20 protein-coding genes are annotated in these 15,551 nt (G+C 62.4%); 13 read left to right on the forward strand and 7 right to left on the reverse strand.

Translation table 11 applies throughout. The features are described from left to right. Positions 1–119: 119 nt before the first annotated feature. Together rph and pyrE are read left to right on the forward strand one after the other, a co-directional pair. Complete coding sequence (gene rph, locus G505_RS0109510; protein ID WP_028109340.1) at positions 120–839, forward strand: ribonuclease PH; 720 nt, start codon at positions 120–122, stop codon at positions 837–839. A gap of 70 nt (positions 840–909) precedes the next feature. Then, the gene (gene pyrE, locus G505_RS0109515) at positions 910–1,551 is read left to right on the forward strand and encodes an orotate phosphoribosyltransferase (RefSeq protein ID WP_028109341.1); all 642 of its coding nucleotides are present in this window, start codon (positions 910–912) and stop codon (positions 1,549–1,551) included. Positions 1,552–1,623: 72 nt separating this feature from the next. Here pyrE and slmA read toward each other — a convergent pair whose 3' ends face one another. Genes slmA through coaBC form a run of 3 tightly spaced genes read right to left on the reverse strand, consistent with a single transcriptional unit; the run spans position 1,624 to position 3,907 of the window. Then, positions 1,624–2,217, reverse strand: a complete 594-nt coding sequence (gene slmA / locus G505_RS0109520; RefSeq protein ID WP_028109342.1) for a nucleoid occlusion factor SlmA — start codon at positions 2,215–2,217, stop codon at positions 1,624–1,626. Between the two features lie 16 nt (positions 2,218–2,233). Then, on the reverse strand, positions 2,234–2,692 hold the full coding sequence (gene dut / locus G505_RS0109525; protein ID WP_028109343.1) for a dUTP diphosphatase: 459 nt from the start codon (positions 2,690–2,692) through the stop codon (positions 2,234–2,236). A gap of 9 nt (positions 2,693–2,701) precedes the next feature. Beyond that, a complete protein-coding gene (coaBC, locus tag G505_RS0109530; RefSeq protein ID WP_028109344.1) occupies positions 2,702–3,907 on the reverse strand; it encodes a bifunctional phosphopantothenoylcysteine decarboxylase/phosphopantothenate--cysteine ligase CoaBC in 1,206 nt (401 codons plus the stop codon). A gap of 103 nt (positions 3,908–4,010) precedes the next feature. Here coaBC and radC point away from each other — a divergent pair, with 103 nt between their 5' ends. The 5 genes from radC to mutM all read left to right on the forward strand — a co-directional run bounded on the left by radC (position 4,011) and on the right by mutM (position 6,574). Further along, positions 4,011–4,685 carry a RadC family protein gene (radC, locus tag G505_RS0109535; RefSeq protein ID WP_028109345.1) on the forward strand — a complete coding sequence of 225 codons (675 nt, stop codon included), beginning with the start codon at positions 4,011–4,013 and terminating at the stop codon, positions 4,683–4,685. Positions 4,686–4,799: 114 nt separating this feature from the next. Next, positions 4,800–5,036 (forward strand): 50S ribosomal protein L28, encoded by a 237-nt coding sequence (gene rpmB / locus G505_RS0109540; protein WP_028109346.1) that lies wholly within the window; start codon positions 4,800–4,802, stop codon positions 5,034–5,036. An 11-nt stretch (positions 5,037–5,047) separates the two neighbouring features. Beyond that, a complete protein-coding gene (gene rpmG / locus G505_RS0109545) occupies positions 5,048–5,218 on the forward strand; it encodes a 50S ribosomal protein L33 (RefSeq protein WP_028109347.1) in 171 nt (56 codons plus the stop codon). A gap of 98 nt (positions 5,219–5,316) precedes the next feature. Continuing rightward, entirely contained in the window at positions 5,317–5,769 is a 453-nt protein-coding gene (locus tag G505_RS0109550) for a hypothetical protein (RefSeq protein ID WP_028109348.1), read from the forward strand. Then, positions 5,762–6,574 (forward strand): bifunctional DNA-formamidopyrimidine glycosylase/DNA-(apurinic or apyrimidinic site) lyase, encoded by an 813-nt coding sequence (gene mutM / locus G505_RS0109555; RefSeq protein ID WP_028109349.1) that lies wholly within the window; start codon positions 5,762–5,764, stop codon positions 6,572–6,574. Before G505_RS0109550 ends, mutM begins: the two co-directional genes overlap by 8 nt. Here the strand turns inward: mutM and coaD are convergent, their stop codons facing one another. Beyond that, complete coding sequence (coaD, locus tag G505_RS0109560; RefSeq protein ID WP_028109350.1) at positions 6,575–7,063, reverse strand: pantetheine-phosphate adenylyltransferase; 489 nt, start codon at positions 7,061–7,063, stop codon at positions 6,575–6,577. It lies immediately after the preceding gene. Between the two features lie 39 nt (positions 7,064–7,102). Beyond that, positions 7,103–7,294: a hypothetical protein gene (locus G505_RS0109565; protein WP_028109351.1), complete on the reverse strand. Its 192-nt coding sequence runs from the start codon at positions 7,292–7,294 to the stop codon at positions 7,103–7,105. Here G505_RS0109565 and rfaD point away from each other — a divergent pair. Genes rfaD through G505_RS0109580 form a run of 3 tightly spaced genes read left to right on the forward strand, consistent with a single transcriptional unit; the run spans position 7,293 to position 10,028 of the window. After that, positions 7,293–8,234, forward strand: a complete 942-nt coding sequence (gene rfaD / locus G505_RS0109570) for an ADP-glyceromanno-heptose 6-epimerase (RefSeq protein ID WP_028109352.1) — start codon at positions 7,293–7,295, stop codon at positions 8,232–8,234. The two genes, G505_RS0109565 and rfaD, sit on opposite strands and share 2 nt — an antisense overlap. 10 nt (positions 8,235–8,244) lie before the next feature. Continuing rightward, positions 8,245–9,267 (forward strand): lipopolysaccharide heptosyltransferase II, encoded by a 1,023-nt coding sequence (gene waaF / locus G505_RS0109575; RefSeq protein ID WP_035385265.1) that lies wholly within the window; start codon positions 8,245–8,247, stop codon positions 9,265–9,267. Next, complete coding sequence (locus G505_RS0109580; RefSeq protein ID WP_028109354.1) at positions 9,264–10,028, forward strand: glycosyltransferase family 2 protein; 765 nt, start codon at positions 9,264–9,266, stop codon at positions 10,026–10,028. Before waaF ends, G505_RS0109580 begins: the two co-directional genes overlap by 4 nt. A 58-nt stretch (positions 10,029–10,086) precedes the next feature. Here G505_RS0109580 and G505_RS0109585 read toward each other — a convergent pair whose 3' ends face one another. Further along, on the reverse strand, positions 10,087–11,181 hold the full coding sequence (locus G505_RS0109585) for a glycosyltransferase family 4 protein (protein ID WP_028109355.1): 1,095 nt from the start codon (positions 11,179–11,181) through the stop codon (positions 10,087–10,089). 169 nt (positions 11,182–11,350) lie between these two features. Here G505_RS0109585 and G505_RS21185 point away from each other — a divergent pair, with 169 nt between their 5' ends. The 3 genes from G505_RS21185 (at position 11,351) to lpcA (ending at position 14,027) form a co-directional block, all read left to right on the forward strand. Next, positions 11,351–12,295 carry a polysaccharide pyruvyl transferase family protein gene (locus G505_RS21185; RefSeq protein WP_035385266.1) on the forward strand — a complete coding sequence of 315 codons (945 nt, stop codon included), beginning with the start codon at positions 11,351–11,353 and terminating at the stop codon, positions 12,293–12,295. A gap of 47 nt (positions 12,296–12,342) precedes the next feature. After that, positions 12,343–13,377, forward strand: a complete 1,035-nt coding sequence (locus G505_RS0109595) for a glycosyltransferase family 4 protein (protein WP_028109356.1) — start codon at positions 12,343–12,345, stop codon at positions 13,375–13,377. A gap of 74 nt (positions 13,378–13,451) precedes the next feature. Further along, positions 13,452–14,027 carry a D-sedoheptulose 7-phosphate isomerase gene (gene lpcA, locus G505_RS0109600; RefSeq protein ID WP_028109357.1) on the forward strand — a complete coding sequence of 192 codons (576 nt, stop codon included), beginning with the start codon at positions 13,452–13,454 and terminating at the stop codon, positions 14,025–14,027. Between the two features lie 62 nt (positions 14,028–14,089). Here the strand turns inward: lpcA and hldE are convergent, their stop codons facing one another. Continuing rightward, positions 14,090–15,517 carry a bifunctional D-glycero-beta-D-manno-heptose-7-phosphate kinase/D-glycero-beta-D-manno-heptose 1-phosphate adenylyltransferase HldE gene (hldE, locus tag G505_RS0109605; RefSeq protein ID WP_028109358.1) on the reverse strand — a complete coding sequence of 476 codons (1,428 nt, stop codon included), beginning with the start codon at positions 15,515–15,517 and terminating at the stop codon, positions 14,090–14,092. Positions 15,518–15,551 lie beyond the last annotated feature (34 nt).

Consider the following 15,551-nt stretch of genomic DNA (forward strand, 5'->3'; position numbering starts at 1 on the left):
TCAGTTATATCAGATACTGCTGGTTAAACAACCAACTGAGCCGAGGCGGACAGAGCCTCGCGTCCAGAGGGCCGGATCGGTATAATGTGCCGCACATTTTCAGAGCCAAGGCACTATTCATGCGTCCAGACAACCGAGCCCCCAACCAGACTCGCCCCATTACCCTGACCCGTAACTACACCCGTTATGCGGAAGGGTCCGTACTGGTGGAGTTCGGCCACACCAAGGTGCTGTGTAATGCCACCGTCGAAGAGGGTGTACCCCGTTTCCTCAAGGGCAAGGGCCAGGGCTGGGTTACCGCCGAGTACAGCATGCTGCCTCGCGCCACCCACAGCCGCAGCGGCCGGGAAGCGGCCCGGGGCAAGCAGGGTGGCCGCACCCTGGAGATCCAGCGACTGATCGCCCGCTCCCTGCGTGCGGCGGTGGACCTGGAGAAGCTGGGTGAATACACCATCACCGTGGATTGCGACGTGATTCAGGCGGATGGCGGCACCCGCACCGCCGCCATCACCGGTGCCTGCGTGGCCCTGGTGGACGCCCTCAACGGCCTGCAGCGCGACAAGAAGCTGACCGTGGATCCGCTGAAGTTCATGGTGGCTGCGGTCTCCGTCGGCGTGGTGGACGGTCAGGCGGTTTGCGACCTGGAGTACGTGGAAGACTCCGCTGCCGAAACCGACATGAACGTGGTGATGGCGGAGGATGGCCGCATGATTGAGGTGCAGGGCACCGCCGAGGGCGAACCCTTCACCCACGAGGAGCTGCTGGAGATGCTGGCGCTGGCCAAGTCGGGGATCCACGACATCGTCGAGGCCCAGAAGGCGGCGTTGGCCGAAGGATAACTGTTTTATTGAAGGCGACTGAGAGGTCGCCTTTTTTGTACCCACACAACGAGAATAAGGTCGGAATAGAGTGAAAGCTTACCAACGAGAATTTATCGAGTTTGCCCTGGAACGTAATGTGCTGCGTTTTGGCGAGTTTACGTTGAAATCTGGCCGCAAGAGCCCCTACTTCTTCAATGCGGGCCTGTTCAATACCGGCGGCGATCTGGCGCGTCTGGGCCGCTTCTACGCGGCGGCGCTGGCGGACTCCGGCATCGACTATGACCTGCTGTTTGGCCCCGCCTACAAGGGGATCCCCATCGCCACCACCACCGCGGTGGCCCTGGCGGACCATCACGGCACCGACAAGCCCTACTGCTTCAACCGCAAGGAGAAGAAGGATCATGGTGAAGGCGGCAACCTGGTGGGTGCCGAGCTCGCCGGTCGGGTGATGCTGGTGGACGACGTGATCACCGCCGGCACCGCCATCCGTGAATCCATGGAGATCATCCAGGCCAACGACGCTTCTCTGGCCGGGGTGCTGATCGCCCTGGATCGCCAGGAGAAGGGCAAGGGCGAACTGTCGGCCATCCAGGAGGTGGAGCGGGATTACGGCTGTTCCATCATCGCCATCGTCACCCTGGGGGATCTCATCGCCTATCTGCAGGAGCAGCCGGGCCGTGAGCAGGAGCTGGAACAGGTGAGCGCCTACCGCGCCCAGTACGGCATCTAAGCTTCAGGCTTTCCTGAAATTCAACGAAAAACGGCGCCAGATGGCGCCGTTTTTGTCTCTTTTCGCGGCCGTTTAGCTCTGCAGCAGCTGGCGCTGGATAAAGGCCCACTGCTCGCTGAAGCGCTCGGTGGGCAGCACCTTGAACTCGCTGCGCACGTACTGGGCGATGCGGCCCTCGGCGTAGGAGAGCAGCAGGTTGGCCAGCATCCCCTCCTCCAGGTAGAAGCCGGAGCCTTCCCGAATCGCCTTCTCCCGCAGGGCCTGCTTGAGGTTGGTCTCGATGCGGGCAAACAGCTTGTTCATCCGCTCACGCAGGCGCTGCTGTTCACCGGTGAGGGCGTCGCCGGTCAGCAGTCGGGTGATCCCCGGGTTGCGCTCGGCGAAGGTCAGCAGCAGCTGCAGGATCAGCTGACAGCGCACCATGGTGTCCTCCTCCTCCTCCATGATCAGGTTGATCCTGGAGAGCAGGGCGTTTTCGATGAACTCGATGAGTCCCTCGAACATCCGCGCCTTGGAGGGAAAATGACGATACAGGGCCGCTTCAGACACGCCCACTTCGGCGGCCAGTTTGGAGATGGTGATCCGCTCCCCGGGGGAGGTCTCCAGCATCTTGGCCAGGGACTGCAGGATCTGCTCGCGACGGTTGCTTTTGTGATTACTGCTCATGGTCGTGACTCCGGAGTTACTTGGTACCGGAGTGACCGAAACCGCCCTCGCCGCGCTCACTGGCGTCGAAGGACTCCACCTGGGTAAAGGCGGCCTGGACCACGGGCAGGAACACCAGCTGGGCCACTCGCTCACCAGGCTCGATGGCGACGGTCTGGCTGCTGCGGTTCCACAGGGAGCACATCAGTGGCCCCTGGTAGTCGGAATCGATGAGGCCCACCAGGTTGCCCAGCACGATCCCTTTCTTATGGCCCATGCCGGAGCGGGGCAGGATGGTGGCCGCCAGGCTGGCGTCGCCGATGTGGATCGCCATGCCGGTGGGCACCAGTTGGCTCTGACCGGGCTCCAGCACCAGAGGCTCGTCCACCATGGCGCGCAGATCCATGCCGGCAGACCCCGGGGTGGCGTACTCGGGCAGGGGCCACTCGCTGCCCAGGCGGGCGTCCAGAATTTTAAGCTCGATGGGTGTTTTCATTCTTGTCTCTTAGTTCGTCAGTTTCTCTGCGATGGTCAGCAGCAGTGCCTCAGCCTGGGTGGCCTTGTCGCTGTGGCCCAAATCCTTGCTGCCTCCGGGCCAGTACAGGGTCAGGGCGTTGCTGTCGGCATTGAACCCCTGGCCAGGCTTGGAGACGTCATTGGCGGCGATCATGTCCAGCTTCTTGCGGGCCAGCTTATCCAGGGCATAGTGCTGCACATCCCGGGTTTCGGCGGCAAAGCCGACAGTGAACGGTCGCTTACTGTGGCCGGCTACTGTAGCAAGGATGTCCGGGTTTCGCACCATCTCAATGGTCAGAGTTTCCTGGGACTTTTTGATCTTGTCCGAGGCGGCACTGACTGGACGATAATCGGCCACGGCGGCGCAGCCGATGAAGATTTCATGGTTCTCTACCTGGGCCATCACCGCGTCCAGCATCTGCTGGGCGGAATCCACGTCGATGCGGGTGACGCCATCCGGGGTGGCCAGGTTGACCGGGCCGCTGACCAGGGTCACCTCGGCGCCGAGGCGGGCGGCCTGCTGGGCCAGGGCGAAGCCCATCTTGCCGGAGCTGTGGTTGGACAGGTAGCGCACCGGATCCAGGGCTTCCCGGGTGGGGCCGGCGGTGAGCAGCAGCTTTTTGCCCGCCAGCGGGCCGGGCTCGGCGTCCGCCTGGGCGGCGGCCAGGGACAGGGCGGTGATCTCTTCCGGCTCCGGCATGCGGCCGGGGCCCACTTCGCCGCAGGCCTGATCGCCGCTGGCGGGTCCCCACAGGGTAATGCCCCGGCGTTTCAGGGTGGCCAGATTGTCTTGGGTGGCCTGGGCCAGGTACATCACCTGATTCATCGCCGGGCAGACCCGGATCGGCGCTTCGGTGGCCAGACAGACCGCGGTGATCAGCTCATCCGCCATGCCGTTGGCCATGCGGGCGATGAAGTTGGCGCTGGCGGGGGCGATGATCACCTCATCGGCCCAGCGGGCCAGTTCGATGTGGCCCATTCCCAGCTCGGCGGCCGGGTCCAGCAGGTCATGGGCCACTGAGTGGCCGGAGACCGCCTGCAGCGACATGGGAGTCACAAACGCCTTGGCGCCACCGCTGAGGACAACGCGGACGTCGGCGCCGGTCTCCTTGAGGCGGCGAACCAGGATGGGGGCCTTGTAGGCGGCGATGCCTCCGGAGATCCCCAGCACGATATTTCGGGTGATTTTGCTCATGGCCATTGGTCGTTTTCTGAGAGAGGCGCCTAAGATAACACATGGCGGACCGGGTCGGTGACGACCGGGTCACTAACTAAATAGGCATCAGGGAGGGAACCCTATGGCAATTGGAGACTGGCCGGCGTCGGAGCGGCCAAGGGAGCGGCTGATGGATTGCGGGGCCCAGGCCCTCAGCGACGCAGAGCTGCTGGCGATCTTTCTGCGCACCGGCCACAGCGGCGTCAGTGCGGTGGAGCTGGCCCGGCAGGCCCTGGGTCAGGCGGGCAGCCTCAACGCCCTGCTGGGCATGAGCCCCGACAGCTTCACCGCCATCCACGGCATGGGGCCGGCCAAGTACGTGCAGTTGCAGGCCGCCCGGGAACTGGGGCGGCGTTGCCTGGGGGAGCGCAGCCAGGCCAGGAGTGCCCTCAACAGCCCGAATGCCGCCCAGGAGTATCTTCGGGCGACCCTGGGTCATCGTCATCACGAAGTGTTCGCCATGCTGTTGCTCGACAGTCAGCACAGAGTAGTGGAACTTACCGAGCTGTTTCGTGGTACCATAGACGCCGCTAACGTGTACCCCCGGGAAGTGGTGAAGACGGTGTTGTCCGCCAACGCCGCCGCGGTGATCCTGGCCCACAACCATCCCAGCGGGGTGAGTGAGCCCAGCCAGGCCGATCGCGCCATCACCAAACGGATACAGAATGCCTTGGCACTGATCGACGTATCGGTGCTTGATCATTTGGTCATCGGCCACGGCGAGTGCTGCTCATTTGCCGAAAGAGGATGGCTATAAGCTCAGTTTGCTTGATCTTTGCTTCTTTATCTTGTATAAAATGCGCCCTTCGTGTGCCTCGGGCGACGGCCATACGAGGTACAATGATGCTCGAGCAATATTTTGGAGACTGAAATGTCTAAAGTATGTCAAGTTACCGGCAAGCGTCCGGTAACCGGGAACAACGTTTCCCACGCTAAAAACCACACTAAGCGTCGTTTTCTGCCCAACCTGCAGACCCACCGTTTCTGGGTTGAAGGCGAGAAGCGCTTCGTGAAGCTGCGCGTATCCACCAAAGGTATGCGTATCATTGATAAGAAGGGTATCGATGTAGTTCTGGCTGAACTGCGTGCCCGCGGTGAGAAGGTTTAAGGAGATAAATCATGGCAGCTAAAGGTGGTCGTGAGAAGATCCGTCTGGTATCCACTGCTGGTACTGGTCACTTCTATACTACTGACAAGAACAAGCGCAACATGCCTGAAAAGTTCGAAATCAAAAAGTTCGATCCTAAGGTACGTCAGCACGTTCTGTACAAGGAAGCCAAGATCAAGTAATTGATCGGCACCTTGAAAAAACCCGGCATCTGCCGGGTTTTTTTATGCCCGCCAAAAACCTACAATCGATCTCAATACTGGCTACCCTGAGGCTCGCCATGGCCAAACGACGCTCCTGGAACAACGCGCTGATCATCGCCCTCTCCCTGTTTGGCATGCTGTTGCTCTATGTCACCAGTCTGGTGAGCCCGAAATCCAGCAGCTACCCCTTGTTGCCCGAGGGCAGCGCCATCGAGGCACTGGTGTTCCATCAGCTGGTGGTGCGCCGCGACGGCAACGGCTGGCGATCTGCGCCTGCGCTGGCGGCAGAGCGGCTCGATGGGTTGATGGCCCTGTGGAGTGACGCCCGGCTGCTGCCCATCAACCCGCCGCAGCCCTTGCCCCGGGGACCGGTGCAGGTGGATCTTTACCTGGACAACGGTGAGGCGCCGGTGACCGTGCTGCTCTATCCGGAGCTGGGTTACCTGAAACTGCTGGGACAGGAGCAGTGGTGGAAGCTGCTGTCGGCCCAGGGTGAGGCGATGTTGAACCAGGAGGCGAAGGGTGCCTGAACTGCCGGAGGTTGAGGTCACCCGTCAGGGGGTGACCCCTCACCTGATGGGGCGCACCGTGGCCAAGGTGGTGGTGCGCCAGCCCAAGCTGCGCTGGCCGGTGCCGCCGGAGATCCTGCAACTTGAAGGGCAGGTGATCACCGCCGTCAGCCGCCGGGCCAAGTACCTGTTGGTGGAGAGTGCCGCCGGGGTGTTGATCCTGCACCTGGGGATGTCCGGCAGCCTGAGGGTGCTGTTGCCGGCTCCGCCGCCGCAGAAGCACGACCATCTGGACATCGAACTGGACAGTGGCGCCGTGCTGCGGCTGAACGACCCCAGGCGCTTCGGCGCCGCCCTGTGGTGGACCCTGCCGCTGGAGGCCCATCCGCTCATGGCCAAATTGGGCCCTGAACCGCTCTCTGCGGCCTTCAATGCCCAGCACCTGGCAAACTGCCTTAAAGGACGTACCAAGGCGGTTAAACTGGCGCTGATGGACAATCACGTGGTGGTGGGGGTCGGCAACATCTACGCCAATGAGGCGCTGTTCAGCGCCGGCATCGATCCCCGCAAGCCTGGGGGAGAGCTCAAACCGGCGGCCATCGAGCGGCTGGTGGCCGAGGTGAAAGGGGTGCTGCAGCGGGCCATTACCCAAGGGGGCACCACATTGAAGGATTTCACCCAGGCCGATGGCAAGCCCGGCTACTTCGCCCAGGAGCTGCTGGTGTACGGCAAAGGGGGTCAGCCCTGCCCGGTATGCGCCGATGAGCTGAAAACGGTGAAGCTGGGACAGCGCACCACCACCTATTGCCCCAGCTGCCAAGGCTGATTACTGGCGGCTGGCCATCTCCTCGGCCACCGCCTGCTCCACGATGGGATGGAGGAAGTTGCTGACGTCACCGCCGTGGAAGGCCACGTCCTTCACCAGGGAGGACGAGATGAAGGTGTACTCCTGGGCCGGGGTCAGGAAGATGGTCTCCATCTCCGGATGCAGGTGACGGTTCATCCCCGCCAGCTGGAACTCATACTCGAAATCCGCCACCGCCCGCAGGCCGCGGATCAGCACGTCGGCGTTCTGATCTTTGGCAAAATCCACCAGCAGTCCGGTGAACCCCTGAATCTCGACATTGTCCATCTCGGCGGTGACCGCCTGAGCCAGTTCCACCCGCTTGGCCAAATCAAACAGCGGTCGTTTGCTGGCGCTGGCGGCGATGCCCACCACCACCTTGTCAAACAGCTTGGCGCTGCGCTTGATCAGGTCCAGGTGGCCATTGGTGATGGGGTCGAAGGTTCCGGGGTAGATGGCAATTCGCTTCATAGGTATTCAATTGGAAAGGATTGAAATATTGATGCTATGTCAATTGGCGCCGGAGATCACCCCGGGACGGGAAAAATTGGGCTGGGTCAGGGTGGCGAAGATCACCTTGGGCGCCGTGCCATTGGTGCGGAAAACTTGGGCAGGGTATACTGCCCCCAGTTGAATTTGGCCCCCCGTCGGCATGGCGTCGGCGGCGCGGTGGCCCCGAACAGAGGTTTGGACAGAGATCATGATTATTGTGACCGGTGGAGCCGGGTTTATTGGCAGCAACCTGGTGAAGATGCTCAACAACCAGGGACGTACCGACATCCTGGTGGTGGATGAGCTGGAGGATGGCACCAAGTTCGTCAATCTGGCGGATTGTGATATTGCCGATTACCTGGAGAAGGATCGTTTCCTGGAGCTGGTGAAGGCGGGACACGACTTCGGTGACGTGGAAGCGGTGTTCCATGAGGGGGCCTGCTCCTCCACCACCGAGTGGAATGGCCGTTACATGATGGAGAACAACTACGAGTACTCCAAGGTGCTGCTGCACTACTGCCTGGACCGTAAGATCCCCTTCCTCTACGCCTCCTCCGCCTCGGTGTATGGCATGGGACCGGTGTTCAAGGAGGATCGTGCCCACGAGAAGCCTCTGAACGTCTACGGCTTCTCCAAGTTCCAGTTCGACCAGTATGTGCGCCGGCTGCTGCCCACCTTCGACAGCCAGGTGGTGGGTTTCCGCTACTTCAACGTCTACGGTCCCCGTGAGCAGCACAAAGGCGGCATGGCCAGCGTGGCTTTCCACCTCAACACCCAGATCCACCAGGGTGAGAACCCCAAACTGTTCGGCGCCTACGACGGCTACGAAGCCGGCGGCCAGACCCGTGACTTCATCTACGTCGGCGATGTGTGCCAGGTAAACCTGTGGGCCTGGCAGGAGAAGGCCGAGTCCGGCATCTACAACCTGGGCACCGGTGCCGCCGAGCCTTTCCAGGCGGTGGCCGATGCGGTGATCGACTTCCATGGCAAGGGCCAGGTGGAGTACATCGACTTCCCCGATAAGCTCAAGGGGCGTTACCAGAGCTTCACCGAGGCGGACATGGCCAAGCTGCGTGCGGCGGGCTACGACCGCCCCTTCAAGACCGTGGCCCAGGGGGTCGCGGAGTACCTGGCCTGGCTGAATCAGTAGGACGGCGTCGATGAAATATCTGGTAGTGGGGCCCGCCTGGATCGGCGACATGGTGATGGCTCACAGCTTGCTGCGCCAGTTGCGCAAGCAGGATCCCGAGGCGGTGATCGACGTGCTGGCCCCCACCTTCTCCCTGCCGGTGGTCCGGCGGATGGCGGAGGTGCATGAGGCTCTGGACCTGCCGTTCAAGCACGGGGAAACCGCCCTGGGCCCCCGGGCGCAGCTGGGCCGCAGCCTCAAAGGCCGCGGCTACGACAAGGCGATCATCCTGCCCCGTTCCTTCAAGACCGCGGTTACCCCGTTTTTTGCCGGCATTCCTGAGCGGGTGGGCTTCAGTGGCGAGCTGCGCAGCTGGATGCTGACCGACGCCAGGAAGCGTCTGCCCCGGGAGATCGATGGCCGCATCGCCGATCAGACGGTGACCCGTTTTATCTCACTGGGCCTGACCGCCGAACAGGCGCGCCAGCCCATCGAGGTGCTCAACCCGGTTCTGGGCATCGACCAGGCCAACCTCGATCAGGTGGTGGCCAAACTGGGGCTGGATCTCAGCCGTCCGGTGGTGTGTCTCTGTCCCGGTGCCGAGTATGGTCCGGCCAAGCAGTGGCCGCTGGAGCGTCACGCCGAGCTGGCACGAACCCTGGTGGACAAGGGCTATCAGGTGTGGGTGATCGGCTCGCCCAAGGAGGCCGCGGCCGGTGACACCATCGCCGCCGGCGACCACCCCCACATTCTCAACCTCTGTGGCAAGACTCAGCTGGTGGATGCCATCGATTTGTTCAGCCTGGCCACCGCCGTGGTCAGCCATGACTCGGGCCTGATGCACGTAGCCGCCGCCACCGGGGTGAAAACCATCGGCATCTACGGCTCCTCCAGCGCCGAGTTTACCCCGCCCCTGAGCGATCAGGCGGTGGTGGTGTCGGTGCCCACAGACTGTGCCCCCTGCTTCAAGCGGGAGTGCCCCTATGGCCACTACAAGTGTCTCACCGGCATCAGCGTCGACCGGGTGCTTGCGGCGGTGGAGAACCCAGCATGAGCCGCAGCGTACGCCTGGCCTGTGCCATGATCACCAAGAACGCCGGTCCCCGCTTCGCCCAGGTGCTGGAGAGCGTCAATTGGGTGGATGAGATAGTGATCCTCGACAGCGGCAGCACCGACAACACCCTGGAGCTGGCTCAGCAAGCGGGTGCCAAGGTGTTCCACAGCAGTGACTGGCCCGGCTTCGGCCCCCAGCGCCAACGGGCCCAGACGCACGTGACCGCCGACTGGATTCTGTGGCTGGACACCGATGAGGTGGTCACCCCACAGCTGCGCACCGCCATCGAAGCGGTGCTGGTGGATCCGGATCCACAACTGGCTTACCGGGTGAACCGGCTGAGCGACTTCTTCGGTCGCTTTATCCGCCGCAGCGGCTGGTACCCCGATGCGGTGGTGCGGCTGCATGCCCGGGACAGCTACCGCTACAACGACGCCATGGTGCATGAGGCGGTGGCGGTGCCCAAGGAGAAGGTGCGAGCCCTCAAGGGGGATCTGCTCCACTACACCTCGGACGATTTCCAGGGCTACATGGGCAAGTCCCTGAACTACGCCACCGCCTGGGCACAGGCGCGCCATGCCAAGGGCAAACGCACCAGCGTAGCGGGGATCATCGGCAGCAGCCTGTGGTGTTTCATCCGCAAGTACCTGCTGCAGCTGGGGTGCCTGGAGGGGCGCCATGGCCTGCTGCTGGCGTTGCAGTCCAGCCACTACGTGTTCAACAAGTATTTCGCCCTGTGGGTGATGCAAAACCGGCGATAGGCCGATGGAGCAGCACAGAAAAGGCGCCCTGGGGCGCCTTTTCTTTTGTCTGGGAGATTCAGCGCCGCAGCAGCCGCTCGAAGTAGGCCTTGGTCTGCTGGGCCGATTGGTCGGTGTGGAAGTGCGCCTCGATGCGCTCTTTGGCCAGACGCCCCATCTCCAGGGTCTGCTCGGGGCTTTGCCACAGGGTCTGCATCGCCTTGGCCAGGCCGGCGTCGTCGCCGGGTTGCACCACCAGGCCGCTCTCGCCATCGACGATCAGCTCGGCGCTGCCGCCGGTGTCGGAGACGATGGGGGCCACCCCATACACCATGGCTTCAATGACGGTCTTGGGCAGCCCCTCCCGCTTGGTGGAGGGCAGGATGGAGGCGCTGCAGGAGGCGATCAGCGCCGGGGCGTCGGTGCGGAAGCCCGCCAGGTGGATGCGGTCTTTCATGGGGCTGGCATCGATCAGGGCGCGAACCTCGTCGGTGTCCATGCCGCCGCCCACCAGCAGCAGGTGGATGTTGCTGTCCGCCGGCAGGTGATGGGTGGCCGCCAGCAGCACCGGCAGGCCCTTGCGGGGACGGGCATTGGCCACACAGCCGAAGGTGAAGGCGTCCTTGGGCACGCCAAACTGACCCAGGTCCGCAGGGGTATCCTGGTACCACTCCAGACTGTGGCCCTTGTAGACGGTGGCCACGTTCTCCGGGTTGATCCAGACGTGGTGACGCAGGTCATCGCGCACCGCGTTGGCCACACAGAGGATGCCATCCAGACGGGGGTGCAGGTGGGTCAGGTAGCTGCTGGGATCCCAGCGACTGATGTTGCCGGTCTGGCCCCGGTAGCTGACCATCTTCACGTCCAGGCCGATGGCGGCAAACAGGCCGTTGGTGATCGCCTTGTTGTTGAACATGTAGACGGCGTCGTAGCCTCCCTGTTTCAGCTCCTGGCGAATCCGTTTGACCGCGCTCCACTGGAACTTCTTCTTGGGGTGGAAGTCGATCACCTTAACCCCGTTTTCCCGGAACCTGGGCACATAATCCGCGTCTCCCTGGGTCATCAAGGTGACGTCCACTCCCAGCTTGGCCATGCCAATGAAGATCTCCGCTTCGGGGCGCACACTGTTCCAGGTGTCCTTGTAGGAGCTGATGATAAGGAGTTTGAATGACATGGCATTACCTTGGCTTAGGGGGTGGAGAAGGGCGCATTATATCAATGAAAATGAGCGGGGTAGAGGGAGATTGATGAATGTTGACTGAACCTGAAATCAGGGAGCATGGGATCGGCCCAAGATACCGTGGTACACTTTTCCTCTTTTCCCGTCACCATTCGAGTCTGCCGTGTATTTAGAGTACTGTCACAGTAAGCTGGGTAACTTTGGGGATGATCTCAATCCCTGGATGTTCCCCAAGCTGATGCCCAAAGCCTTTGAAGATGAATCCGACAAGGTTGCCTTCCTTGGAATCGGTACCATTCTCGACCAGAAGCGCATCGATCGCAGCAATCTCAACGCCAATCGGGCCAATATTGTCTTCAGCTCAGGCGCAGGTTTTGGTACGCCACCAACCATCAATGACAGCTGGCATATCTACTGTGTCCGCGGTGAGCACACCGCCCGCCAACTGGGGGTGGACGCCTCCAAGGTGATTGCCGACGGCGCCTACCTGCTGCGCAATTTGGTGGAGTACCGCAACCCGGTCAAGAAGCACAAGATCGCCTTTATTCCCCACCACAGCAGTGAGGACTTTGCGGATTGGCAGGCGATCTGCGACCAGTGCGGCATCAAGATGATCACCGCCCGCCAGCCTGTGGACAGCTTCCTGGAGGAGCTGCTGGCCTCTGAACTGGTGATCACCGAAGCGATGCATGGCGCCATTGTGTCCGATGCCCTGCGGGTGCCCTGGGTGCCGGTGAGCTTCAGCCCCAAGTTTATGCCGGAGAAGTGGCGTGATTTTACCCGGGCCCTGAAGATGGATCTGGAGGTGACCCCTCTGCCTTTCGTGGCCCACTACCCCCTGAACCTGGGGCAGAGCGTGGAGCACGGCTTCAAGCGGGGCATGAGCAAGCTGGGGGTGGGTCCCAGCAAGTGGGCGCGTCTGCCCAATGCCTACACCAAGGCCACACCGGCGCAGATTGACGAGCTGTGTGAGGGAATCATGGCGGTCAGCCGAGACGGCAAGGTGCATCAGAGCAGCGATGCCGTGGTGGAGGAGGTGACCGAGCGTCTGGCTCAGTGTCTGGACGGATTGTACGGGGACTTCCTGGCAGGCAAGTTCCACAAATAATGATCTTGCCGGCACGCCGGCGCGCAAGTGAACGACGGGAATAGACGATGCATATTTGCCATGTGAACCTGGCAAAAGGATTCAGCGGCGGCGAGCGCCAGACCCTGAACCTGATCCGCACCCTGGCCAGCCAGGGTGAGGTGCGACAGAGTGCGGTGATCCGGGCAGACTCGCCGCTGAATCAGCACCTGGCGGATCTGGATGTCACCATCATCCACATCAACCACCACCTGACCGGCCACCTGCGGCGTCGCCTGCCCCAGGGGACCCTGCTGCACGCCCACGACGGTAAGGCGGTCTACTGGTGCGCCCTGCAAAATCTGCTGCACGGCAACCCCTATGTGATCACTCGCCGGGTGGACAACCCGCTCAAATCCAACCGGCTGACCCGAATGGGGTACAGCCGGGCCCAGCGGGTGGTGTGCCTGAGCCGGGCCATTGCCGCTCAGGTCGGCAAACTCTCCGGTGAGATTGCCACCAGCATTATCCCCAGCAGCTACTCGGCGTTCGAGGCCGATGCCGACAAAGTGGCCGAGATTCGCAGCCAATTCCCTGGAAAGGTGATCGTGGGTCAGGTGGGCAAGCTGATCCACCACAAGGGGTATCAGCTGACCATTGAGGCGGCCTCGCGCCTGGGCAACAGCCAGCCGCAGATGCAGTTTCTGTTCCTGGGCGCCGGCGCCGATGAGCAGGAACTCAAGGCTCAGGCCGAGGGGCTGGAGAATGTGCGCTTCCTGGGACATCAGGCCGAGGTGGGCCACTACCTGGCGGCGATGGATCTGATGGTGTTCCCCTCCCTCAACGAGGGACTGGGCTCCACCGTGCTGGAAGCCTGGCAGCATGGCACCCCGGTGATCGGCAGCGACGCCGGCGGCATCCCGGACATGATTGACGATGGGGTCACTGGACTGCTGGTGCCCGCCGGTGACAGCCAGGCCCTGGAGCAGGCGATCGTGCGCCTGGCTGGCGACGCCGAGCTGCAAGCCCGGCTGGCCGCAGGAGCCAAGGCGCGGTTGGTGGACTTTACCCCCCAGAGCGTGGCCCAGCGGTACCTGGCTCTGTATCGACAGCTGTTGAGTTAAGTTTCGATTTGAGTCCGCCGGAGTGGGCGGGCCCTTAACCCGGTCAGGGATGGCCAAGACTAAAGGACTGCGTTATGAAGCAGAGTATTCTTCGAGAGCTGACTGAAGCGGCCCAGGTGCTGGACAGCTTCCTCAACGACGAGGCCCAGCTGGCGGCCATTGAAGCGGCCGCTCGGCTGATTGCCGACTCCCTCAAGCTGGAGGGCAAGGTGATCTCCTGCGGCAACGGTGGCTCCCACTGTGATGCCATGCATTTCGCCGAGGAACTGACCGGCCGCTATCGTGACAACCGTCCCGCCTATGGCGCCATCGCCGTGTCCGATCCCAGCCACCTCTCCTGCGTCAGCAACGATTATGGCTACGAGCATGTGTTCTCCCGCTTCATCCAAGGGGTGGGGCGCAAGGGGGATGTGCTGTTCGGCATCAGCACCAGCGGCAACTCCCAGAACATCCTCAACGCCATCGAGGCGGCTCAGGCCCAGGGGATGAAGACTGTGGTGCTCACCGGCAAGGATGGCGGCAAGATGGCCAACCTGGCGGACGTGGAGATCCGCGTGCCCCATTTCGGCTACGCCGACCGCATCCAGGAGGTGCACATCAAGGTGATTCACATCCTGATCATGCTCATCGAGGAGCAGATGGCGGACTGAGCTCCGTGTTAAAAACAAAAAAGAGGCGCCTTGGCGCCTCTTTCTGTTTTCTGGCAAGGAGATCAGTTGCTGTTGATCTTCTTGATGATCTCCGTAGTGGAGACCCCATCTTCGAAGCCGAGGATCTTCACTTCACCGCCGTTGGCGATCACCTCTTTGTGGCCGGCAATCTGCTCCACCTGGTAGTCGCCGCCCTTGACCAGCAGGTCGGGCAGGACTTCGGCGATCAGCCGCTGCGGAGTGTCTTCGCCGAAGGGCACCACCCAGTCCACGGCGCCCAGGGCCGCCAGCACACTCATGCGACGCTCCAGGTTGTTTACCGGGCGGGCTTCCCCCTTGAGGCGCTTGACCGAGTCGTCGCTGTTGACCGCCACAATCAGGCGATCCCCCAACTTGCGGGCCTGCATCAGGTAGCTGACGTGGCCGGCATGGAGGATGTCGAAACAGCCGTTGGTCATCACCACCTTCTCCCCCCGGGCCTTGGCGTCAGCCACGGCGTAGAGCAGCTGGCTCTCGCTCATCACTCCGAAGCCACTCTCGTCGTGCATGGAGGCCACCATGGCTGCCAACTCCACGGCAGAGATGGTGGAGGTGCCACGTTTGCCCACCACCACCGAGGCGGCGGCGTTGGCCAGGGCACAGGCCTGGGCCAGATCGCTGCCCGCGGCCAGTGCGGCGGCCAGGGTGCCGATCACCGTGTCGCCGGCGCCGGTCACATCATAGACTTCCCGGGCCATGGCGGGCAGGTGCAGCTCCTGCTGGCCGGGGCGCAGCAGGGTCATTCCCTTCTCGGAGCGGGTCACCAGCAGACCATCGAATTCGAACCGTTCAATCAGGGCCAGCCCCTTGCTCACCAGATCCGCTTCGTCGGTCACTTTGCCCACCACGGCTTCGAATTCGCCCATGTTGGGGGTCAGCAGGGTGGCGCCGCGGTACTTCTCAAACTCGGTGCCCTTGGGGTCCACCAGGCTGGGAACCCCGGCCTTGCGGGCCAGTCTCAGGATCTCCTGCACGTCGGACAGGGCGCCCTTGGCATAGTCAGACACCACTACCACCCCGGCCCGTTCCAGCGCCTGCTCGGTCCTGTCGTTGATCGCCTGCTCACCGCCGGTGCCGAATGATTCTTCGAAGTCCAGGCGGATCAGCTGCTGGTTGCGGGACATTACCCTGAGCTTGGTGATGGTGGGGGCACTGTCCAGGGCCACCAGGTTGGGGGTGACCCCCAGGCCTTTGACCTTGTTGACCAGGGTGTCGGCGGCTTCATCCTGGCCCACCAAGCCGATGAGTTCGCTCTGGCCTCCCAGGGCGGCGATGTTCAGGGCCACGTTGGCGGCGCCGCCGGGGCGGTCCTCAATCTCATTGATCTTCACCACGGGCACCGGGGCTTCCGGAGAGATGCGGCCGGTGGGGCCATCCCAATAACGGTCCAGCATCACGTCGCCGACGACCAGTACCCGGGATTGATTAAAAGAGGGCAGGGATACTTTCATTGCCTGGGAACCCTTAGTTCATTGAATTGGAAAA

The sequence above is a fragment of the Ferrimonas futtsuensis DSM 18154 genome, assembly GCF_000422645.1.
GTDB lineage: Bacteria > Pseudomonadota > Gammaproteobacteria > Enterobacterales > Shewanellaceae > Ferrimonas > Ferrimonas futtsuensis.